We start from the raw sequence: 21,254 nt of genomic DNA on the forward strand, positions 1-21,254 counted from the left end.
GGCGCCCGCGGTCAGGTGACGGGTGCCGGTCCCGGGGTCGTGCCGGGCCGGGCTAGGAGTGCGACTGCTTCCACTCGGCCTGCGCCTCGGTGAGCTTCCGCGCCAGGGTGTCGAGGAACTCCTGCGGCTTCATCCGGCCGAGCAGGACCTTCTGGAACAGCGGCTCGGTGTCGGCCTTGGTGATGGAGGAGAACTGCGGCAGGTAGTACGGCGGCGAGACCACCACGGTCGAGGGGTCGCCCAGGACCTGCACGGCGTTCTTCAGGTAGGGCCGCTCGTCGAGCCAGGAGTCGGCCTGGGCGTCCTTGTTGGCCGGGATCTGGCCGGTCTGCTGGTTCCAGTAGCTGTTGCTGTCCTTGGAGACCAGGAAGTCGACGAACTTCCAGGCCGCGTCCTTGTGCTCGCTGTTCTTGAACACCGCGAACCCGTCGACCGGGTTGGCCACGATGGTGCGCTTGCCCGAGGCACCGACCGGCATCGGGAAGGCGTCGATCTTGTCGGCGCCGAACGCCTTCACATGGTCGTTGTAGGACCCCAGGTTGTGGTGCATCATCGCGACCTTGCCGCTGGTGAACTGGGCCACCATCTTCGGGAAGTCGTTGGTGACGTCCGCCTCCGGCGTGTCCTTCTTGTACAGCGCGGCGATCTTGGACACCAGCTCGACGTTCCTGGGGTCGTTGACGGTGCTCTTGCCGGAGGCGTCGAAGAACTCGGTGACCCCGGAGTAGGCGTAGGCCTCGGCCAGGAGCTGGAAGATCGAACCGGCGCCGCCGCGGATGGTCCAGCCGTACTGGTCGGGGGCCTTGGTCAGCTTGTCCGCCGCCGCGAAGAACTCGTCCCAGGTCTTGGGCGCCTGGACCCCGGCGGCCGACAGCTTGTCCTTCTGGTACCAGACGACGTCGAGGTTGGAGGTCGCCGGCACCATGTAGAGCTTGCCGCCGGGGTCGGTCCGCTTGACCGAGGCGAGCATGCTGTCCAGCAGCTTGCCGTTCGCCGGGCTCTTGGCCAGCCAGTCGTCGGCCGGCTCCAGCGCCTGCTGCCCGGTCAGGCCGGCCAGGTAGCTGGTGGTCACGCCGCCCACGTCGGGCGTCTCGCCGCCGGCGATCGCGGTGTCGTACTTCTGCTGGACCGAGGCGATCGGGATGCCCACGTACTCGACGTGGATGGTCGGGTTGGCCTGCTCGAACCGTTTGATCAGCTCCTGGTAGAGCGGCGTGCGGACGCCGCCGTTGTTGTCCCAGAAGGTGATCGTCGTCTTGCCGCCGGACGCCTGCCCGCCGCCTCCGGAGTCCGACCCGCAGGCCGACGCGGTGACCGAAAGGGCGAGGACGGCGACGGCCGCCGCGCAGACCTTGGTGATGGTTCTCATGGTGTGGTGTCCTCCAGGCGGGGGTGGCTATCCCTTCACGGCACCGGCGCTGATGCCGTGCACGAGATAGCGCTGGATCACTGCGAACACGCAGACGACAGGGACGGCCGCCACCACGCCGCCCGCCGCCAGGGCCCCGAAGTCGGCGCTGTACTCCCCGATCGTGTAGCTCAGGCCGACGGGGATGGTGAAGTTGGCCTGCTTGCTGATGAACATCAGCGCGAACAGGAAGTTGTTCCAGGTGTGGATGAAGGCGAACGACCCGACCGCGATGAGGCCGGGACGCAGCTGCGGGAGCACGACCGCGAAGAAGGCACGGACGCGCGTGCAGCCGTCCACCATCGCCGCCTCCTCCACCTGGAAGGGCACCGCGGCGACGAACCCGCTCATCAGGATGATCGAGAGCGGGAGGTTGAACACCGTGTCCGCGATCACCAGGCTCCACAGGGAGTTGATCAGCCCGAGGCCGCGGAAGATCGTGAACAGCGGGATCAGCATCATGGCGCCCGGGATGAACTGCGTGCACAGCAGGGCCACCATGAACACCGTCCGGCCGCGGAAGCGGAAGCGCGCCAGCGCGTACCCGCCCATGAGCGCGACCACCGTCGTGAACAGCAGCGACAGCACGCCCACGACCACGCTGTTCCTGAAGAAGACCGCGTAGCCGATGTCGTTCCACACGGTCTCGAAGTGCTCGAAGGTGATCGGCCAGGGCACCGGCGCGGTGGAGCCGGTCGGCCGCAGCGCGAAGACGATCATCCAGTAGAACGGCACCAGCGTGAAGATCAGGTAGAGGCCCAGCGGGACGTACAGCCGCAGCACCCTGCCCGGATCCTTGCGGGGCCGCGGCCCGGGGGCCGTCCGGACGCCCACCTTCCCGGGGCGCCGCACGATGGTCTCGGTTGCCATGGAAGCGCCCCTCATGCCTTGTGGTCCGCGCCGAACCGGCTCAGCCGGAGGTACAGCAGCGAGCAGAACAGCAGGATCAGGAAGCCCGCCGTCGTGAGCGCCGAGCCGTACCCGAAGTCCTTGGAGTCGATGGCGCGCTGGGCCACGTACAGCGGCAGCGTGGTGGTGACCTGGGCCGGGCCGCCGCCGGTGAGCGTGTAGATCAGGTCGACGTTGTTGAACTCCCACACCGAGCGCAGCAGTGTGGCCAGCACGATGGCGTCGCGCAGGTGGGGCAGGGTGACGTGCAGGAAGCGGCGGGCGCGCCCCGCCCCGTCGACGGCCGCCGCCTCGTACAGCTCGCCGGGGATGCCCTGGAGCCCCGCGAGCAGCAGGATCGCGAAGAAGGGCACGCCGCGCCACAGCTCGGTGACCACGACGGCGCCGAACACGGTGTCGGGATTGCCGAGCACCGCGGCCTCCGGCGCGCCGAGGTAGCGGACGATGCCGGTGGTGGGGTTGTAGAGCAGGATCCAGATGCCTGTGGTGAGCACTCCGGAGACCGCCCACGGGGAGAAGACCATCGAACGGGCGAGCCCCCGGCCGATGAAACTTTCATTGACGATGAGCGCCAGCGCGAGGCCGAGCACGAGTTGCAGCGCGATCTCGACGACCACCCATTTGGCGGTGAAACCGAGGCTCGTCCAGAACAGCGGGTCCTCGAAAAGCATCTCCCGGAAGTTCGCCAGCCCGGCGAAGCCGTTGGACCACGGCTTGGTCAGGTTGTAGTGCTGGAGGCTGTAGTACAGGACGCTGCCGATCGGGTAGACGAGGAACACCGTGATCAGCAGGACGGTCGGGGAGATCAACAGGTACGGGGCCCAGCGCAGGGCCCGGGGACGCCCCCTCGCCGCCGCTGTCCTGGCGAATGCCACCTGGCGCTCCGTTCGGTCGGCCGTCGAATGAGTGACACATTCTTGAACAAGGTTCACACTTGTGGACGCGCCGTCAACGTAGGAAGGCGGCACGCGCGATGTCAACCCTTCGCCAGGTAACCAAAGCATTTCGGATGCCGGGCACGCAGGTTTCCCCCGCTCCCTTGACTGGCGGGGCATGGCCACCATACGTTCCCTGTGTTCATATACGTGAATACAGTCCTGGCATGTGTACGCGAGAGAGGACCGTATGACTTCGCTGGTGGATCGGCTCGACGGGCCGCTCTTCTTTCCCGTCACCCCCTGCGACGACCGGGAGCGGCTCAACCTCGACGCCTTCCGCGAGCACGTCCGCGACGGCGTGGCCGCCGGATGCGGCGCGGTGTTCGCCTGCTGCGGCACGGGCGAGTTCCCCTCGCTGAGCCTCGCCGACTACGCGGCGTGCGTCGCGGCCGCCGTCGAGGAGACCGCCGGGCGGGTGCCCGTCATCGCCGGCACCGGATACGCCACCGCGCTCGCCGCCGGCTTCTCCGCGGCCGCCGAACAGGCCGGCGCCGACGGGCTGCTCGCGCTGCCGCCCTACCTCGTGCAGCCCGACCAGGAGGGCCTGCGGCGCCACTACCAGGCCCTCGCCGACGGCACCCGGCTGCCGGTGATCCTCTACCAGCGCGACAACGCGATCTTCGAGCCGCGGACCGTCGTCGAACTGGCCCGCCATCCCGGCATCATCGGGTTCAAGGACGGCCACGGCGACCTGGACCTGCTCCAGCGCGTCATCAGCGCCGCGCGCACCGCCTCGGCGGATCTGCTGTTCTTCAACGGCCTGCCCACCGCCGAGATGTCCGCGCTCGCCTACCGCGGGCTCGGCATCACCCGGTACTCCTCCGCGGTGTTCTGCTTCGTCCCCGGCGTGGCCCTGGCCTTCCACAAGGCCCTGCTCGCCGGGGACGACGCCGTGACCGACCGGCTGATCGACGAGTTCTACCGGCCGCTGGTCGAGCTGCGCCGCCAGGGCGCCGGATACGCGGTGTCGCTGATCAAGGCCGGCGTGCGCCTGCGCGGCCTGGACGCCGGCCCCGTGCGCGCCCCGCTGTGCGAGCCGGCGCCCGAGCACGTCAAGCGGCTCGGCGAGCTGATCGAGCGCGCACTGTCGATCACCGAGAGCCCCTGACCCGCACGGCGCCGCGTCGGGGAGGCGCCCGCCCGGGCCCCGCGGGCACGCCCGCCCGGGGCCCGGACCCCCTGGAGGCCGCCCTCCGCCGGAGCGGGGGCCTCCCTGACCCAGGAGGTATCCCCTTGCCAGCACCCACCACGGCCGCGACCGTCCTGGCCGCGGCCCTGTGCGCCGCCACGCTGACCGCCGTCCCCGCGGCCTCGGCCGCCACCGGCCACGACGTCCCGCTCGGACGGCGCACGCTGCCCGCCGGCGACGGATGGGCCGCCGCGACCACCGGCACCACCGGCGGCGCCGCGGCCGACGACGCCCACGTGTTCACCGTCCGCACCCGCAAGGAACTGGTCACCGCCCTGAACAAGGGCGACGCCACTCCCAAGATCATCTACGTGAAGGGTGTCATCGACGGCAACACCGACGACACCGGCGCCCGGCTGACCTGCGACGACTACGCGACCGGCGGCTACACGCAACCCGCCTACCTCGCCGCCTACGACCCGGCGGTGTGGGGCCGCGACGCCGAGCCGTCCGGGCCCCTGGAGGACGCGCGCGCCGCCTCCGCCGCCCGCCAGACCGCCCAGATAAAGCCGAAGGTCGGCTCCAACACCACCATCGCCGGCCTCGGCAACGCCGTGATCAAGGGCCTGAACCTGCACGTCGACAAGGCCGACAACGTCATCATCAGGAACATCAGGTTCCAGGACGCCTACGACTGCTTCCCCCACTGGGACCCGACCGACGGCTCCGAGGGCAACTGGAACTCGCTGTACGACAACATCTCGGTCACCGGCTCCACCCACGTCTGGGTGGACCACAACGGCTTCGACGACGGCGGCAACCCTGACTCGGCCCAGCCGCTGTACTTCGGCCGGCCCTACCAGGTGCACGACGGCGAACTCGACATCACCAGCGGCTCCGACCTCGCCACCGTCTCGTGGAACCGGTTCGCCGACCACGACAAGACCATGCTGATCGGCTCGACCAACAACCCCGCCGCCGACCGCGGCAAGCTGAACGTGACCGTGCACCACAACGTGTTCGACACCATCCTGCAGCGGGCGCCGCGCGTGCGGTTCGGCCAGGTGCACGTGTACGACAACTACTACGACATCCCGGCCGGCGACGAGTACGTCTACAGCTTCGGCGCCGGGGTGGAGTCGAAGATCTACGCCGAGGACAACTTCTTCCGGCTCGGCGCCGGGGTGGACCCGGGCACGATCATCTACAACTGGGGCGGCACCGCCCTGCACGCCACCGGCACGCTGGTGGCCTCGGGCGGCAGGGTGCGCCAGGTGGACATCCTGGCCGCGCACAACGCCACCCACGACCCCGATCTGTCCGGCGACGTCGGATGGACCCCGGCCCTGCACACCCGCGTCGACCCCGCGGCCGTCGTGCCGCTGACCGTGCCGCTGCTGGCGGGCCCCGGCCGCCTGCGCTGACCCGGCGCGGGCGGCGGCGTGCCGCCACGCCCCGCCCCGGACCCCTGAGCCGAGCGCCCTGTCAGGTCAGACCTGACGGGCCCCTTCCCCGGCGGCCAGGCACCCCCCGGACCGTCACGCCGTCGAACCGCGGCGTGACGGTCCCCGTGCTCACACCTCGACGATGACCGGGACGATCATCGGCCGGCGGCGGTAGGTGTCGTTGACCCAGCGCCCGACGATGCGGCGGGTGACGCGGCGCATCTGCTGAATGTCGGCCACGCCGTCGGCGGCGGCGTCCTGCAGCGCCTTCTCGATCAGCGGGATGACCGCCTCGAAGGCGTCGATCTCGATGCCCGACCCCCGCGCGTACATCTCGGGGCCGCCGCTGACCTTCCCCGTCGTGGAGTCGACCACCACGACCACCGAGATGAAGCCCTCGTCCCCGAGGATGCGGCGGTCCTTCAGCGCGACGTCGGTGATGCCGCCGACCGACGAGCCGTCCACGTAGACATAGCCGCACGGGACCGCGCCGACGATGCGCGCCCGGCCGTCGACCAGATCGACGACCACGCCGTCCTCGGCGATGACGATGTGGTCGTCCGGCACGCCGGTGAGCGCGGCCAGCTTCGCGTGCGCCCGCAGGTGGCGCCACTCGCCGTGCACGGGCATGAAGTTCGACGGCTTGGTGGCGTTCAGCACGTACAGCAGTTCACCCGCGGCGGCGTGACCGGAGACGTGCACCAGCGCGTTGCCCTTGTGGACCACGCGCGCGCCCCAGCGGGTGAGCCCGTTGATGACCTTGTTGACGGCCGTCTCGTTGCCCGGCACCAGCGACGACGCCAGCACGACCGTGTCGCCCTCGGCGACCCGGATGGGGTGGTCGCGGTTGGCCATGCGCGACAGCGCCGCCATCGGCTCGCCCTGCGACCCCGTGCAGATCAGCACGACGTCCTCCGGCGGCCACTCCTCGATCTCGCGGGCGTCCACCAGCAGGCCGGCCGGCACCCGCAGGTAGCCCAGCTCGCGGGCCACGCCCATGTTCCTGACCATCGAGCGGCCGATGAGCGCGACCTTGCGGCCGTTCTGCTCGGCGGCGTCGAACACCTGCTGCACGCGGTGCACGTGCGAGGCGAAGCAGGCCACGATGATGCGCTTGGTCGCGCTGCGGAAGACCTCGTCGATCACCGGGCTGATGGTGGCCTCGCTCGGCACGAAGCCGGGCACCTCGGAGTTGGTGGAGTCCGACATCAGCATGTCGACGCCCTCGGCGCCGAGTCTGGCGAACCCGCCGAGGTCGGTCAGCCGGCCGTCGAGCGGAAGCTGGTCCATCTTGAAGTCGCCGGTGTGCAGGACGATGCCCGCGGGCGTCCTGATCGCCACGGCGAGGGCGTCGGGGATCGAGTGGTTGACCGCGAAGAACTCGCACTCGAACGGGCCGAACCGCTGCCGCTGCCCCTCGGCCACCTCGACCTTGACCGGCTGGATGCGGTGCTCGGTGAGCTTGCTCTCGATCATGCCCAGGGTCAGGCGGGAGCCGACCAGGGGGATGTCGCGGCGCTCGCGCAGCAGGTACGGGACGGCGCCGATGTGGTCCTCGTGGGCGTGGGTCAGCACGACCGCCTCGATTTGGTCCAGGCGGTCCCGGATGTAGTCGAAGTCGGGCAGGATCAAATCGACGCCCGGCTGGTCGGGCTCCGGGAACAGCACGCCGCAGTCGACCACCAGCAGCCGGCCGTCGAACTCGAAGACCGCCATGTTGCGGCCGATCTCACCGAGCCCGCCGAGCGCGACGATGCGCAGGCCGTGCTCCGGCAGGGCCGGAGGCGGCCCCAGCTCGGGATGCGGATGACTCATGCTCTCCCCCCGTGTACATCGGCCCGCCGCGCGTATACGGCTCCCTCGCCGAGCCGTCCGGCGCGTCGCGGGCCGAGATCGTCGTGTCTCTCTCTCAAACTCTCAGTTCCTCCCCGCCGCGAACAGCGCGCGGCGACTCGTTCAGGTGGGTGCTCCGCCGCTCACGACGTGCGCGCGGCGGCCTCGGCCCGGCGCGCGCCCGGCCAGGCGCGCGGTTTCGTCGGCCGCACCCAGAGTAGGCGGCATTTCAGTCGGACAACTTCACCCCGCCCGCGACCAGGTCTTCGCGCAAAGTCGCGACGAGCTCCCCGGTGGCGTCGACGAGCGGCGCGCGCACCGGGCCCACCGGCCTTCCCATGAGGCCCAGCGCGGCCTTCGCCATGATCGCGCCCTGGCTGCGGGTCATGATGCCCGTGACCACCGGCAGCAGGCGCTGGTGCACCGAGCGGGCGCCCTCCACATGGCCCGACTGGAACAGGCCGATCATGGAGGCCAGCTCGGCGCCCACCACGTGGCCGACCACGCTGACGAACCCGGCCGCCCCGATCGACAGCCAGGGCAGGTTGACCGCGTCGTCCCCGGAGTAGTACGCCAGGTCGGTGGCGGCCATCACCTGCGAGGCGGCGAACAGGTCGCCCTTGGCGTCCTTCACCGCGGCGATGCGCGGGTGGGCTCCAAGGCGCAGGAGCGTCTCGGTGGCGATCGGGGTGCCCGTACGGGCGGGGATGTCGTACAGCATGACCGGCAGGCCGGTGGCGTCGGCGACGGCCGTGAAGTGGCGGTACAGCCCCTCCTGGGGCGGCTTGCTGTAATACGGGGTCACCACCAGCAGGCCGTGGGCGCCGGCGCGCTCGGCGGCCCTGGCCAGCTCGACCGAGTGGCGCGTGTCGTTGGTGCCCGCGCCGGCCACGACGGTCGCCCGGTCGCCCACCGCCTCGAGCACGGCCTTCAGTATGAGCTCTTTCTCGGCATCGCTGGTGGTCGGGGACTCCCCCGTGGTGCCGCTGACGACGAGACCGTCGTTGCGCTGGTCGTCAACGAGGTAGGTGGCCAGGCGCTGGACACCGTCGATGTCCACGGCGCCGTCGGCGGTGAACGGCGTGACCATCGCGGTCAGCATGCGCCCGAAGGGCGCGTCGGAGGTTCCGGTTGGCGATGCCATAGACGGAACGGTACCCGGATCCGCGAAGACGGTGGACCCCGCCACCCCGGTTCGTGACGGCACGTCGGTCGATCCGGGTGTGCACCGGTTCCTGGGGAGATGGTGTGACATGGACAGAGGCCGTCGATATGTGCTCGGGGGTACACACATCGACGACCTCTATCCGTGCAATCGGCCCCGCTTACGGCGGCGTTACACACATCTGAGAAGAATTTTCCGATCGTCCGCGCGGGCGGTGCCGGCGGGGGCTACGGCCCGCCCGCCGGACGCGCCCCCGTCCCGCCCGGCCGCGCGCCCGTCCTGGTGGCGGGCGGTGTCCCCCGTACCGCTCCTCACCTTTTCCGTCCAGGCGGAACGCAATGTCGCCACAGAATCACGTTTCGTAAAGTTGGGACTCCAAGTGTTCGCCATTACTCCTAGTTGTCCTTCGATTACGGCAAGATAGGAAAACGATCTCGAACACCCATAGGGATGGACGGATGACTGGCAACGATCCGGTGTACCTCCGTGTGGTCGAAGAGCTGCGGGCGCAGATAGTCGATGGCACCCTGCCGCCGGGCGCGCCCATCCCGTCCCGCGCGCAACTCACCCAGCGCTTCCGCGTCGGCGAGACCGCCGCCCGTCACGCCCTGCGCGTCCTGGCCGCCGAAGGCCTCATCATCGGCAAGGTCGGCTCCGGGCATTACGTCCGCGAGAAGTCCGTGCTCTACCCCCTCCAACGGTGCCGCAACATCGACCACGACGCCCCGTTCGCCGCCGACATGCAGGCCGGCGGCCACCGCGCCACGTGGGACTGGCGCAGCGAGCCGGTCAAGGCCGGGCCCGAGATCGCCCGCCGCCTCCGGCTCGACGCCTCCGAGCCGGTCACCCGCACCCGCTACGTCTTCCGCACCGACGGCAAGCCGATGCAGCTCGCCACCTCCTATGAGCCGGTCGAGTTCGGCCGCCCCCACTCCTGCCCCGAAGAGGGCACCAACGGGCGCAAGAGCCTGCTGGCCCGCATGTCCGCCGCCGGAGTCAAGATCACCGACATTCGCGAGAGCGTGCACACCCGCGTCCCGCAGCCGACCGAGAGCGACCTGCTCGACCTGCCCACCGGCGTGCACGTCCTGCACATCGAGCGCACCCACTGGTCCGGCGACCGCCCCGTGGAGACCAGCGACATCGTCGTCCCCGGCGACCGCTTCCGCCTGGTCTACTCCGTCCCCCTAGGCGCCTGACCCCTTCCTCCCCCCCCGGCACCCGACTCCACAAGCGCCCACCACCTCATCCGCCCTCCGTTGGCCGCCGCTCCCCGCCCCCGCGCGGCAGGAACGGGTAGCACCGAACGGCCGACCACCCACCTCCCCCGGCACGACCCTCTCCCCGCCTCGACCGGGCCTTCCTCCGGCGCCGCGTCGGCGGGAAGGAGTACGGCGAATTCGGCGCCATGTGCGGCGCGCGGCCGTTCCCCGGACACGGAGTCGTTCTCCGGACGTCGGTCAACGGGCGCGCTGGGTCAGGGCTACGCATACCAGCACGGCCACGGCGGCGGTCAGGGTGGCGGGGTCCAGGCTCTCCCGAAGCAGCCACCATGCCAGCAGCAGCGTCAGGAGCGGCTGGAGGAGCTGGGTCTGACCGGCGCGGGCGATGCCGCCTCGCGCGAGGCCCGCGTACCAGGGGATGAAGCCCAGGAACATCGACACCAGTGACACGTAGGCGAACCCGGCCATCACGTCCGTCGACAGACGGTGAGCGGTGGTGAACCACAGGATCACCGCGACCGGCACGGTCACCGGGGCCGCCAGCACCAGGGCGTAGGAGATCACCCGCCAGCCGGCCGTGTGCCGCGCCAGGCGTCCGCCCTCGGTGTACCCCACCGCGGCGCAGACCAGTGCGGCGACCATGAGCAGGTCCGCGGCGGCGAGCCGGCCGCCTCCCCTGGTGAGCGTGAAGACCGTGACCGAGGCCGCGCCCGCCGCGCTCGCAACCCAGAACAGCGGGCGCGGCCGTTCTCCGGCCCGGAGAACGGCGAACACGGCGGTAGCGGCCGGGAGCAGGCCGACGACGACGGCCGCGTGCGAGACGCTCGCCCCGGCGGCCAGAGCCAGGCCGCTGAACAGGGGAAACCCGAAGACGACGCCGAACGCGATCGCGGCGTAGGACCGGAACTGGGCCCGAGGAGGCAGCGGCGCGGCGCCGGCGGCCAGCAGGCAGACCACCGCCGCCACCGCGGCCACGGCGGCCCGGCCGACCGCCACGAAGTACGGGTCGAAGCCCCGCAGGGCGAAGGCGGTCGCCGTCAACGTCCCCGAGAACGCCACGACCCCCAGGCCCGCCAGCGACGTCCCCGCCCACCGGCTCGCACCGGCCACCATCCGGCCACCGGGCACGGACGGCTTCCCCGGCACCACGCCGTCCCCTACTCCGGTCAGTACTCCCAGCTCGGCGCCCCGCGCCACTCCGGCCCGCACCCCCGGCTCGACGCCCCGCGCCACTCCGGCCCGCACCCCCGGCACCGCGCCGTCCCCTGTGCCGGCCTGCACTCCCGGCTCGACGCCCCGCGCCACTCCGGCCCGCACCCCCGGCACCGCGCCGTCCCCTGTGCCGGCCTGCACTCCCGGCTCGGCGCTCTGCGCCACTCCGGCCCGCGCTCGCGGGACTGCGCCGTCCGCCGTCCCGGGCCCTGATCCTGGCACGGCATCCTCCGCGACTACGGCACGTTCTCCCGCCGTCGCCGCTCGGGGGACGTCGCTCTGGTCGCCGGTGGGCCTGCGCCGGGAGCGGAGTAGGCCGAGGGGGATCGCTACTGCCGTGCGAGCAGTAGCGCTACTCTTATCTTTCATGAATGACGATAGCAGTATCGTCCGGATCGCCGCATCGCTGCGCGAGGAGGCGGCGCGGCTACGGCCGGGCGACCGGTTGCCGTCCAGCCGCGAGCTGGTGCGACGCCACAAGGTCAGCCCTGTCACCGTGTCCCGGGCGTTGGCGGCGCTCGCGGCCGAGGGCAGGGTCGTCACCCGTCCGGGGAGCGGCGCCTTCGTCGCGCCTTCCGTCGCCGCGACGCCCGGAGAGGCCACCGACCTGTCATGGCAGACGGTCTCGCTCGGAGACCGGTCCGTCGACGACGCGGCGGTCGCCGGACTGCTCACCCCGCCTCCCGAGGGCGTCATCCCACTCGCAGGCGGCTACCTCCACCCGGGGCTGCGCCCGTCCAAGGCCCTGGCGAACGCCGCCGTCCGCGCCGTGCGCCGCGCGGACGCCTGGGCGATCCCGCCGTTGAACGGACTGGCCGAGCTGCGGCGCTGGTTCGCCGGCGAGGTGGGCGGCGGCGTCACCCACGCCGACGTACTGATCGTCAGCGGCGGGCAGGCCGCGCTGACCCATGCCTTCCGTGCCCTGTCAGCGCCCGGCGCCGCGATGCTGGTCGAGACGCCCACCTACCCCGGAGCGCTGGCCGCCGCCCGCGCCGCCGGGCTGCGCGCGGTGGCCGTGCCGATGGACGCCGACGGAGTGCGTCCCGACCTGCTGGCCGAGGCGTTCGCCGTCACCGGCGCGCGGGTGTTCTACTGCCAGCCGACCCTGCACAACCCCACCGGCGTGGTGCTGTCGGCCGAACGCCGCGGCCAGGTCCTCGCCGTGGCCAGGGCCGCCGGGGCGTTCGTGATCGAGGACGACTACGCGCGCTACCTGGCCACGAGCCCCGTCCCGCCCCCGCTGGTCACCATGGACGCCCACGGCACCGTCGTGCACGTCAACTCGCTCAGCAAGGTCACCTCGCCGAGCCTGCGGGTGGCCGCGGTGATCGCGCGGGGCCCGGCGGCGCGGCGGCTGCGAGCCGCCCAGCTCGTGGAGTCGTTCTTCGTCGCCCGCCCCCTGCAGGAGACCGCGCTGGAGCTGCTCGGCTCCCCCGCCTGGCGGCGTCACCGGGCGGCGGTGACGGCGGAGCTGGCGGTGCGGCGTGACGCGCTGGCCTCCGCCCTGGCCCGCCACCTGCCCTCCGCGCGCGTGCCCTACATGCCCCCGGGCGGGCTCCACCTGTGGGTGCGGCTCCCCCGGGACGTCGACGAGACGGCGCTCGTCGAGTCCGCCCAGCGCGCCGGGGTCCTGGTCAGCCCAGGGGCGATCTACCACTCCGCCGAACCGCCCTGCCCGCACATCCGGGTCACCCACATCGCCGCCGCCCATGTCGCCGAGCTGACCGAGGGCGTCCGTCGCCTCGGCGCGACGCTGGACGCCCAGCTCGCGCCGGGGTCCGGCTGAGCCCGGCGCAGGCGGACCGTACCGGAGGCTGCCCTACAGTGGTCGCATGGACGGGCCCGTCGAGCTGCTCCGCGACTTCATGAACACCTACGACGCCGAAGCGGACACAGACGAACTGGCCTCCCCCGCCGAGCTGGCCGTCTGGCTGCGCGAGCGCGGCCTCATCTCCGCGACCGACCGCGCGGTGGACGATGACTGGGCGCTCGCGATCGCCCTGCGCGAAGGGCTGCGCACGGCGCTGCGCCAGCGCCCCTCCGAGCATCCGCGCCCCGCCGGGCAGGACACCGCGCAGAACCCTGCACCCGCCGAACCGGACCCGGCGCGGAACGACCTCCACCCGCCCGCCGAACCGGACCCGGCGCGGAACGACCTCCACCCGCCCGCCGGCCCGTACGCGACGGGCGCCCTCAGCCCGACCACAGACCTCGGCGCAACCACCGCCTCTGGCCCGACCGCCGACCCCGGCCCGACCGGAGATCCCGGCATGACCGGAGATCTCGGCCCGACGGAAGACCTCGGCGCAACCGTGGCCCCCGGCGCGACCGCCACCCCTGGCCCAACCACCACCCCTGGCCCAACCGCCGACCCCGGTCCGACCGCAGACCTCGACACGGCCGACGACCTAGACGGGGCCGATGACCTCGACGCGGCAGACGACCCCGACGCGGCAGACGACCCCGACGCGGCGGACGACCTGGACGCGGCGGATGACCTCGGCGCAGCGGCCCACCTGAGCGAGACGCCGGTCGAGCCTGACGCGATGCCGGGCGAATTGGAGGGGGCGCTGGCGGCGCTTCCTCTGCGGGTCAGGATCGGCGCGGGGCGGGTTCCCGTCGCCGAGCCGCTGAGCGCCGGCGCCGCCCGAGGCGTCGGGATGCTCGCCGCGGCCATCCTGCGGGCGCACGCCGAGGGCGGCTGGCCGCGCCTGAAGGTCTGCGCCGAGGATTCCTGCCAGTGGGCGTTCATCGACGCCTCCAAGAACCGCTCGCGTTCGTGGTGCTCCATGCGGGTCTGCGGCAACCGCACCAAGACCCGCGCCTACCGCGCCAGACGCCGCCGGCACGACCCTCTCCCCTCCTGAGGCCTCCCCGCCGCGGTTCGCCGAGGCCCACGGGTCACCGGTGGGCACGGGTCCCGATACGGTGTTGGAAACCGGAGGAGAAGGGGGCGGCCCGATGGCTGACGTTGGGGTGCGCGCGGCGCGGCGCGAGGACGTCCCGGCGGTGACGGGCACCCAGATCCGGGCGTGGAAGGCGGCCTACCGCGACGTCCTGCCCGAGGGGCCGCTGGAGCAGATGACCGGCCAGGCGTCCCAGGAGATCTGGAACCGCCAGTGGGAGGAGGCCGTGGTCTCGCCTCCCTCTCCGCGCCACCGCGTGCTGGTCGCCGTCGAGACCGACGACCCGCTGACCTCCCTCGCCGAGGGGCACGCCGAGCCCGGCGGGCAGCGCGTGGTCGGGCTGGCCTCCCACGGGCCCGCCGAGGACCCCGACCTCGATCCGGCGACCACCGCCGAGCTGCTCACGCTGCTCGTCGACCCCGACCACACCCGCCGCGGGCACGGCAGCAGGCTGCTGAACGCCACCGTGGACCACCTCCGCGAGGACGGCTTCACCACGGTCGTCACCTGGGTCTTCGCCGAGGACAAGGCGATGCTCGACTTCCTGTCCTCGGCCGGCTGGGGCCCCGACGAAGCCGAGCGCATCCTGGAGATGGACCGCGCCGTGCGCATGATCCGCATGACCACCGACATCGGCTGACCGATCCGCCCCAGCCGGCGCCCCCGTCCCGACCGGCATCCACTCCTCCCCGCGCACCCGCCGGAGCGTCCCGCAGCGGGCCGGTGGTTCGGCGGCGCGGTGGGATGTGGTGTGGTCGGCACCCCGGCGCCGGTCATGGAGTCATCATGATTTACCCTGCATAGGCACTTTCCTGGGCGGCTCCGGCGCGCGCGTACCACCGTGGAGGCCAGGCCGCGCAGGACCGGACTCGTGGAAGAGGCGACGTTGGCGACACCCGCTCAGTGGCTCGCGGGGGCACGGCCCCGCACCCTCCCCGCCGCGGTGGTCCCCGTCGCCGTCGGCACGGGGGTGGCCATCTCCTACGGCGGAGCGGTCTGGTGGCGGGCGCTGCTCGCCCTGTTCGTCGCGCTGGTCCTGCAGGTAGGCGTCAACTACGCCAACGACTACAGCGACGGCGTGCGCGGCACCGACGAGCAGCGCGTCGGGCCGCTGCGGCTGGTCGGCTCCCGCGTCGCCGCCCCTCGCTCGGTGCTGCTCGCCGCGCTGGGATGCTTCCTGGCCGCCGCCGTGGCCGGGCTCGCGCTGGTCGTCGCGACCGGCGCCTGGTGGCTGCTCGCCGTCGGGGCGCTGGCGATCGCCGCCGCGTGGTTCTACACCGGAGGCTCGCGCCCGTACGGCTACCGGGCCTTCGGCGAGATCTCGGTCTTCGTCTTCTTCGGCCTGGTGGCGGTCGCCGGCACGACCTACGTCCAGCTTGAGTCCCTGCCCTGGCTCGCGGTCGTGGCGGCCGTGCCGGTGGGGCTGCTGGCCTGCGCGCTTCTGGTGGTCAACAACCTGCGCGACATCGCCACCGACGGCCCGGCCGGCAAGCGCACGCTCGCCGTCGTGCTCGGCGACGCGCGCACCCGCACGCTGTACGCCGGCTGCCTGCTGCTGCCCTTCGCCGTCGCGCTGGCCCTGGCATTCGCACGCCCCTTCACGGCGCTCACCGTGCTGGCGCTGCCCCTGGCGCTGATGCCGGTGCGGGCGGTGCGGGACGGTGCGACGGGGCCGGCCCTGATCGCCACGCTGCAGCAGACCGGGCGCCTGCAGCTCGCCTTCGGCCTTTTGTTCACGATCGGGCTCGCGCTGTAAGCGGCTAGGACGGCGTATGACCCGTTATAGGTAGCAATCCCGCCCCGAGGGCTGAATGCCGCTCTGTGGCGCCTGGGGACGCCGCCAGGCCGGTCTCACGGCCACCGCCAAGAGGTGCTTGCCGGGGGCCCGGCACGCCGAACGGTCACAGGTCGAGCAGGTGCTCCAGGCCGACGGTGAGGCCGGGCAGGTCGCGGACGCGGCGGACGCCGAGCAGGACGCCCGGGGTGAACGACGAGCGGTTCATGGTGTCGTGGCGGATCGTGAGGATCTCGCCATCGCCACCGAGCAGGACCTCCTGGTGGGCGATCAGACCGGCCAGGCGGATCCCGTGCACGCGCACTCCCTCGACGTCGGCGCCGCGCGCCCCGGGGAGCTCGGCGGTGGTGGCGTCGGGCATGGCGCCGAGACCGGCTTCGCGGCGGGCGGCGGCGACCAGCTCGGCCGTGCGACGGGCCGTGCCGGAGGGGGCGTCGGCCTTGTTCGGGTGGTGCAGCTCGATGATCTCGACGGAGTCGAAGTAGCGCGCGGCCTGCTGGGCGAAGTGCATCATCAGTACGGCGGCGATGCCGAAGTTGGGGGCGATCAGCGCGTTGACCCCGGGGTTGGCCTCCAGCCAGCCCCGGACGGTGGCCAACCGTTCGGCGTCGAAGCCGGTGGTGCCGACCACGGGGTGGACGCCGTGCTCGACGCACCACCTGAGGTTGTCCATGACCACGTCGGGATGGGTGAAGTCGACGACCACCTCGGCGGCGGACAGCCCCTCGATGTCGTCACCGGCGTCGACCGCCGCCACCAGCTCCATGTCGTCGGCCGCGTGCACGGCCTTGCAGACTTCCACGCCGACGCGCCCACGGGCGCCCAGAACCCCAACCCTGATCACGAGCCCCAAGCGTACCGTCACCACCACCGCGCGATTCCGGGGACCACTGGAGGGCGGCGAAGACGGCGAGGATGCCCGGCCGGCTTTCGCGGGCGGGGCATCCTCGGGGTGTGGCGGCGGGTCAGGCGATGAAGGAGCTGAAGTCCTTGTCGCCGTAGGGGCCGATGACGGCCAGGGTGAGGGGCTGGGTCAGGATCTCCTTGGCCACCGCGTCGACCTGGTCGGGGGTGACCGCCTCGATGCGGGCGAGCACCTCGTCCACCGGCATCAGCGTGTCGTACACCAGCTCGCTCTTGCCGATGCGGGACATGCGCGAGCCGGTGTCCTCCAGGCCGAGGACGAGGCCGCCGCGCATCTGGCCCTTGCCCCGCTGGAGCTCCTCCTCGGTGAAGCTCTCGGCGACGACGCGGGCGATCTCCTCGCGGCAGATCTTCAGCACGTCGTCGGCCTTGCCGGGCAGGCAGCCGACGTAGATGCCGAACTGGCCGGTGTCGGCGTACTGCGCGGTGTAGCTGTAGGCCGAGTAGGCCAGCCCGCGCTTCTCGCGGATCTCCTGGAACAGCCGCGACGACATGCCCCCGCCCAGGGCGGCGTTGAGGACGCCCAGGGCGAAGCGGCGGTCGTCGGTGCGCGCGTAGGCGGTGGTGCCCAGGACCAGGTTGGCCTGCTCGGTCGGCCGGTCGACGACCCGGACGCCCGCGCGGGGCGCGGCTCCCGGGCCGGACAGGCGCGGGGCGGCCGGCTCGGCCGAGCCGCCAAGGGCGCCCGCCCGCTGGTAGGCCGCGGCCACCAGCTCGACCACGCGCTCGTGGGTGATGTTGCCGCACACCGACACGACGGTGTGCGGGGGCCGGTAGTAGCTCTGGTAGTACTCGGCGATGCGGTCGCGCGACAGCTCGTTGATCGACTCGACCGAGCCGAGGATGGGCCGCCCGATGGGGGTGTCGCCGTACAGCTCGGCGGAGAACTGCTCGTGCACGACGTCCGAGGGGTCGTCGTCGTGCATGGCGATCTCCTCCAGGATCACCCCGCGCTCGGACTCGACGTCCTCGGCGGTGACCAGGGAGGAGGTCACCACGTCGGCGAGCACGTCGATGGCCAGCGGGAGATCCTCGTCGAGCACCCGCGCGTAGTAGCAGGTGTACTCCTTGGCGGTGAAGGCGTTGATCTCGCCGCCGATGCCCTCGATCGCCGCGGAGATCTCCAGCGCGTCGCGGGTGGGAGTGCCCTTGAACAGCAGGTGCTCGAGGAAGTGGGTGGCCCCCGTGTGCTCGGGGGCCTCGTCACGCGAGCCGATGCCGACCCACATGCCGACCGCGACGGATCGCACGGTCGGCATGGTCTCGGTCACCACCCGGAGCCCACCTGGGAGGACGGTGCGCCGGACGACTCCGGCGCCGTCCTTGCCGGGGTGCAGAGTGGCGGTCGTCACGAGTTGCGGTCGTCCCGTCCGCCTCGGGTGCGGGAACGGCGCGGCCGGTCGCCGCCGGAGCGCTCGGAACGCTCACCGCGCTCCGGACGGTCCTCGCGCGGCTCGGCGTCGGCCTGCGGGGCGTCATCGGCATCCCCGCCGCTCTCGGCCTTGGCCGCGGCCTCCTTCTCGATGACCTCCACCGGCACCAGGGACAGTTTGCCGCGCGAGTCGATCTCGGCGATCTCCACCTGGACCTTGTCGCCGACGTTCATGACGTCCTCGACGTTCTCGATGCGCTTGCCGCCGTGCAGCTTGCGGATCTGCGAGACGTGCAGCAGGCCGTCCTTGCCGGGCATCAGGCTGATGAACGCGCCGAAGGCGGCGATCTTGACGACCGTGCCCAGGTAGCGCTCGCCGATCTCGGGCATGTGCGGGTTGGCGATCGAGTTGATCGTCGTCCGCGCGGCCTCGGCCGACGGGCCGTCGGTCGCCCCGATGTAGATCGTGCCGTCGTCCTCGATGGTGATCTCGGCGCCGGTGTCGTCCTGGATCTGGTTGATCATCTTGCCCTTGGGGCCGATGACCTCGCCGATCTTGTCGACCGGGACCTTGATGGTGATGATGCGCGGCGCGGTCGGGTTCATCTCCGCCGGGGAGTCGATCGCCTCCTGCATCACGTCGAGGATCGCCAGCCGCGCCGCCCTGGCCTGCTTGAGCGCGCCGGCCAGAACCGAGGCCGGGATGCCGTCGAGCTTGGTGTCGAGCTGCAGGGCCGTGATGAGCTCACGGGTGCCGGCGACCTTGAAGTCCATGTCGCCCATGGCGTCCTCGGCACCGAGGATGTCGGTCAGGGTGACGTACTGGTCGCCCTCGCCGATGAGGCCCATGGCGATGCCCGCGACCATCTCCTTCAGCGGGACGCCCGCGTCCAGCAGGGCCATGGTCGAGGCGCAGACCGAGCCCATGCTGGTCGAGCCGTTGGAGCTGAGCGCCTCCGACACCTGGCGGATGGCGTACGGGAACTCCTCGCGCGTGGGCAGCACCGGAAGCAGCGCCCGCTCGGCGAGCGCGCCGTGGCCGATCTCGCGGCGCTTGGGCGAACCCACGCGGCCGGTCTCACCGGTGGAGTACGGCGGGAAGTTGTAGTTGTGCATGTACCGCTTGGTGCGCTCGGGGTTGAGCGTGTCGATCATCTGCTCCATGCGCAGCATGTTCAGCGTGGTGATGCCCAGGATCTGGGTTTCACCGCGCTCGAACAGGGCCGAGCCGTGGACCCGCGGGACCACCTGGACCTCGGCGCTGAGCTGGCGGATGTCCTTGGTGCCGCGGCCGTCGATGCGCACGCCCTCGCTGATGACCCGCTCGCGCATGAGCTTCTTGGTCAGCGAGCGGAAGGCGGCGGAGATCTCCTTCTCGCGGCCCTCGAAGTCGGAGCCGACCTTCTCCAGGGCAAGAGTCTTGACCCGGTCGAGCTCGGTCTCGCGCTCCTTCTTGCCCGCGATGGTCAGCGCGGAGGCCAGCTCGCTCTTGACGGCCCCGGCGACGGCCTCGTAGGCGTCCTCCTGGTAGTCCAGGAAGATCGGGAACTGCGCGGTCTCCTTGGCGGCGACCTGAGCGATCTTGCCCTGCGCCTCGCAGAGCACCTTGATGAAGGGCTTGGCGGCCTCCAGGCCCGCGGCGACGGTCTCCTCGTTCGGGGCGACCGCGCCGTCGGCGACCAGCTTGAGGGTGTCGCGGGTGGACTCGGCCTCGACCATCATGATCGCGACGTCGCCGTCCTCGAGCACCCGGCCGGCGACGACCATGTCGAAGGTCGCGCCCTCCAGCTCGGAGTGGGTCGGGAAGGCCACCCACTGGCCGCTGATCAGCGCGACGCGCACGCCGCCGATCGGGCCGGAGAACGGCAGCCCGGCGAGCTGGGTGGACAGGCTGGCCGCGTTGATCGCCACCACGTCGTACAGGTGGTCGGGGTTGAGGGCCATGATCGTCGCCACGACCTGCACCTCGTTGCGCAGGCCCTTGACGAAGGACGGGCGCAGCGGGCGGTCGATCAGGCGGCAGGTGAGGATGGCGTCCTCGGACGGCCGCCCCTCACGGCGGAAGAACGAGCCGGGGATGCGGCCCGCGGCGTACATCCGCTCCTCGACGTCGACGGTGAGCGGGAAGAAGTCCAGGCTCTCCTTCGGATGCTTGGACGCGGTGGTGGCGGACAGGACCATCGTGTCGTCGTCAAGGAAGACGACGGCGCTTCCCGCCGCCTGGCGCGCGAGCCGCCCGGTCTCGAACCGGATGGTACGCGTGCCGAACGAGCCGTTGTCGATCACGGCTTCCGTGCTGTGGACACCCTCCACGGGGGACCTCCTCTTCGGTCGCCCGCGTCCGTGTTGTCGCGCACTCAGGCACTCGCCGGGCCGACCGGTTTCTCGTCGCGGTCGGCGGGCTCGTGCCTGGCTCCGTTATGCCGGCTCCCCGTCATGTGCAGCGCCGGTCTTCGATCGAAGCACCCGGACTGCGCGGCGCATTCGCCGTCGGCATCCGGAAGCCACTACCGAGGACCGGCCCGCAGGCGTCACGGGACGCGCGTTGCTGTGCTGTGCGGACGCGGGGCACTTTCTCGGCTGTTCAGTTGTCTCGTCAGGCCAGTGTGCTCGGAAACGGCGCCCGTCGCGCGGGACGCGCCGACCCGTTTCTCCATATCAGGCGGCCTTTGCCCTGATATGGAGAGGGAGCGGCGCGGAGCCACTCCCTCCCAGACTATCGGCGCAGGCCGAGCCGCTCGATCAGGGTGCGGTAGCGCGTGATGTCCTTGCTCATGAGGTACTTGAGCAGGCGCCGGCGCCGGCCGACCAGCAGCAGGAGCCCCCGGCGGCTGTGGTGGTCGTGCTTGTGGGTCTTGAGGTGCTCGGTGAGCTCGCTGATGCGCTTGCTGAGCAGCGCGATCTGCACCTCGGGGGACCCGGTGTCACCGTCTCCGGTCCCGTACTCGTCGATGATCGTCTTCTTGGCGGCGGTGTCGAGCGACACGGCTCTCCT

The 21,254-nt window shown here is 71.6% G+C and carries 17 protein-coding genes; 7 read left to right on the plus strand and 10 right to left on the minus strand.

The window, feature by feature from the left end:
• Positions 1 to 52: 52 nt before the first annotated feature.
• The 3 genes from ABZT47_RS02320 to ABZT47_RS02330 are packed head-to-tail and all read right to left on the minus strand — an operon-like array spanning position 53 to position 3,192.
• Entirely contained in the window at positions 53 to 1,369 is a 1,317-nt protein-coding gene (locus ABZT47_RS02320) for a sugar ABC transporter substrate-binding protein (protein ID WP_354835211.1), read from the minus strand.
• A 27-nt stretch (positions 1,370 to 1,396) separates the two neighbouring features.
• Positions 1,397 to 2,278 carry a carbohydrate ABC transporter permease gene (locus ABZT47_RS02325; protein WP_354835213.1) on the minus strand — a complete coding sequence of 294 codons (882 nt, stop codon included), beginning with the start codon at positions 2,276 to 2,278 and terminating at the stop codon, positions 1,397 to 1,399.
• Positions 2,279 to 2,289: 11 nt separating this feature from the next.
• Complete coding sequence (locus ABZT47_RS02330; protein WP_354835215.1) at positions 2,290 to 3,192, minus strand: sugar ABC transporter permease; 903 nt, start codon at positions 3,190 to 3,192, stop codon at positions 2,290 to 2,292.
• A 250-nt stretch (positions 3,193 to 3,442) separates the two neighbouring features.
• On the opposite strand from ABZT47_RS02330, the gene ABZT47_RS02335 reads away from it, so the two are divergent.
• Entirely contained in the window at positions 3,443 to 4,363 is a 921-nt protein-coding gene (locus ABZT47_RS02335; RefSeq protein WP_354835217.1) for a 5-dehydro-4-deoxyglucarate dehydratase, read from the plus strand.
• A gap of 125 nt (positions 4,364 to 4,488) precedes the next feature.
• Positions 4,489 to 5,808, plus strand: a complete 1,320-nt coding sequence (locus ABZT47_RS02340; RefSeq protein WP_354835219.1) for a pectate lyase — start codon at positions 4,489 to 4,491, stop codon at positions 5,806 to 5,808.
• Between the two features lie 150 nt (positions 5,809 to 5,958).
• On the opposite strand, the gene ABZT47_RS02345 is transcribed toward ABZT47_RS02340, so the two are convergent.
• Both ABZT47_RS02345 and dapA read right to left on the minus strand, forming a co-directional pair.
• Positions 5,959 to 7,644, minus strand: coding sequence for a ribonuclease J (locus ABZT47_RS02345; protein WP_354835221.1), 1,686 nt, complete (start codon positions 7,642 to 7,644; stop codon positions 5,959 to 5,961).
• A 247-nt stretch (positions 7,645 to 7,891) separates the two neighbouring features.
• The gene (gene dapA, locus ABZT47_RS02350) at positions 7,892 to 8,806 is read right to left on the minus strand and encodes a 4-hydroxy-tetrahydrodipicolinate synthase (RefSeq protein ID WP_354835223.1); all 915 of its coding nucleotides are present in this window, start codon (positions 8,804 to 8,806) and stop codon (positions 7,892 to 7,894) included.
• Positions 8,807 to 9,285: 479 nt separating this feature from the next.
• Here dapA and ABZT47_RS02355 point away from each other — a divergent pair, with 479 nt between their 5' ends.
• The gene (locus ABZT47_RS02355; RefSeq protein WP_354835225.1) at positions 9,286 to 10,026 is read left to right on the plus strand and encodes a GntR family transcriptional regulator; all 741 of its coding nucleotides are present in this window, start codon (positions 9,286 to 9,288) and stop codon (positions 10,024 to 10,026) included.
• A 261-nt stretch (positions 10,027 to 10,287) separates the two neighbouring features.
• Here the strand turns inward: ABZT47_RS02355 and ABZT47_RS02360 are convergent, their stop codons facing one another.
• Positions 10,288 to 11,484, minus strand: coding sequence for an EamA family transporter (locus ABZT47_RS02360; protein WP_354835227.1), 1,197 nt, complete (start codon positions 11,482 to 11,484; stop codon positions 10,288 to 10,290).
• A gap of 145 nt (positions 11,485 to 11,629) precedes the next feature.
• Here ABZT47_RS02360 and ABZT47_RS02365 point away from each other — a divergent pair, with 145 nt between their 5' ends.
• The 4 genes from ABZT47_RS02365 to ABZT47_RS02380 all read left to right on the plus strand — a co-directional run bounded on the left by ABZT47_RS02365 (position 11,630) and on the right by ABZT47_RS02380 (position 15,924).
• The gene (locus ABZT47_RS02365; RefSeq protein WP_354835229.1) at positions 11,630 to 13,048 is read left to right on the plus strand and encodes a PLP-dependent aminotransferase family protein; all 1,419 of its coding nucleotides are present in this window, start codon (positions 11,630 to 11,632) and stop codon (positions 13,046 to 13,048) included.
• Positions 13,049 to 13,094: 46 nt separating this feature from the next.
• Positions 13,095 to 14,129, plus strand: a complete 1,035-nt coding sequence (locus ABZT47_RS02370; protein WP_354835231.1) for a CGNR zinc finger domain-containing protein — start codon at positions 13,095 to 13,097, stop codon at positions 14,127 to 14,129.
• A 94-nt stretch (positions 14,130 to 14,223) separates the two neighbouring features.
• Positions 14,224 to 14,808: a GNAT family N-acetyltransferase gene (locus ABZT47_RS02375; protein WP_354835233.1), complete on the plus strand. Its 585-nt coding sequence runs from the start codon at positions 14,224 to 14,226 to the stop codon at positions 14,806 to 14,808.
• Between the two features lie 246 nt (positions 14,809 to 15,054).
• The gene (locus tag ABZT47_RS02380) at positions 15,055 to 15,924 is read left to right on the plus strand and encodes a 1,4-dihydroxy-2-naphthoate polyprenyltransferase (RefSeq protein ID WP_354835235.1); all 870 of its coding nucleotides are present in this window, start codon (positions 15,055 to 15,057) and stop codon (positions 15,922 to 15,924) included.
• A gap of 145 nt (positions 15,925 to 16,069) precedes the next feature.
• Here the strand turns inward: ABZT47_RS02380 and dapB are convergent, their stop codons facing one another.
• From dapB to rpsO, 4 genes are all read right to left on the minus strand, one after another.
• Entirely contained in the window at positions 16,070 to 16,807 is a 738-nt protein-coding gene (dapB, locus tag ABZT47_RS02385) for a 4-hydroxy-tetrahydrodipicolinate reductase (protein ID WP_354835237.1), read from the minus strand.
• Between the two features lie 121 nt (positions 16,808 to 16,928).
• Positions 16,929 to 18,239 carry a pitrilysin family protein gene (locus tag ABZT47_RS02390; protein WP_354835239.1) on the minus strand — a complete coding sequence of 437 codons (1,311 nt, stop codon included), beginning with the start codon at positions 18,237 to 18,239 and terminating at the stop codon, positions 16,929 to 16,931.
• Positions 18,236 to 20,572 carry a polyribonucleotide nucleotidyltransferase gene (locus ABZT47_RS02395; RefSeq protein ID WP_354835241.1) on the minus strand — a complete coding sequence of 779 codons (2,337 nt, stop codon included), beginning with the start codon at positions 20,570 to 20,572 and terminating at the stop codon, positions 18,236 to 18,238. Before ABZT47_RS02395 ends, ABZT47_RS02390 begins: the two co-directional genes overlap by 4 nt.
• A 403-nt stretch (positions 20,573 to 20,975) precedes the next feature.
• Positions 20,976 to 21,245, minus strand: a complete 270-nt coding sequence (gene rpsO, locus ABZT47_RS02400; RefSeq protein ID WP_354835243.1) for a 30S ribosomal protein S15 — start codon at positions 21,243 to 21,245, stop codon at positions 20,976 to 20,978.
• Positions 21,246 to 21,254 lie beyond the last annotated feature (9 nt).

The sequence above is a fragment of the Sphaerisporangium sp. NPDC005289 genome, from assembly GCF_040607455.1.
Classification (GTDB): Bacteria; Actinomycetota; Actinomycetes; order Streptosporangiales; family Streptosporangiaceae; genus Sphaerisporangium; species Sphaerisporangium rhizosphaerae.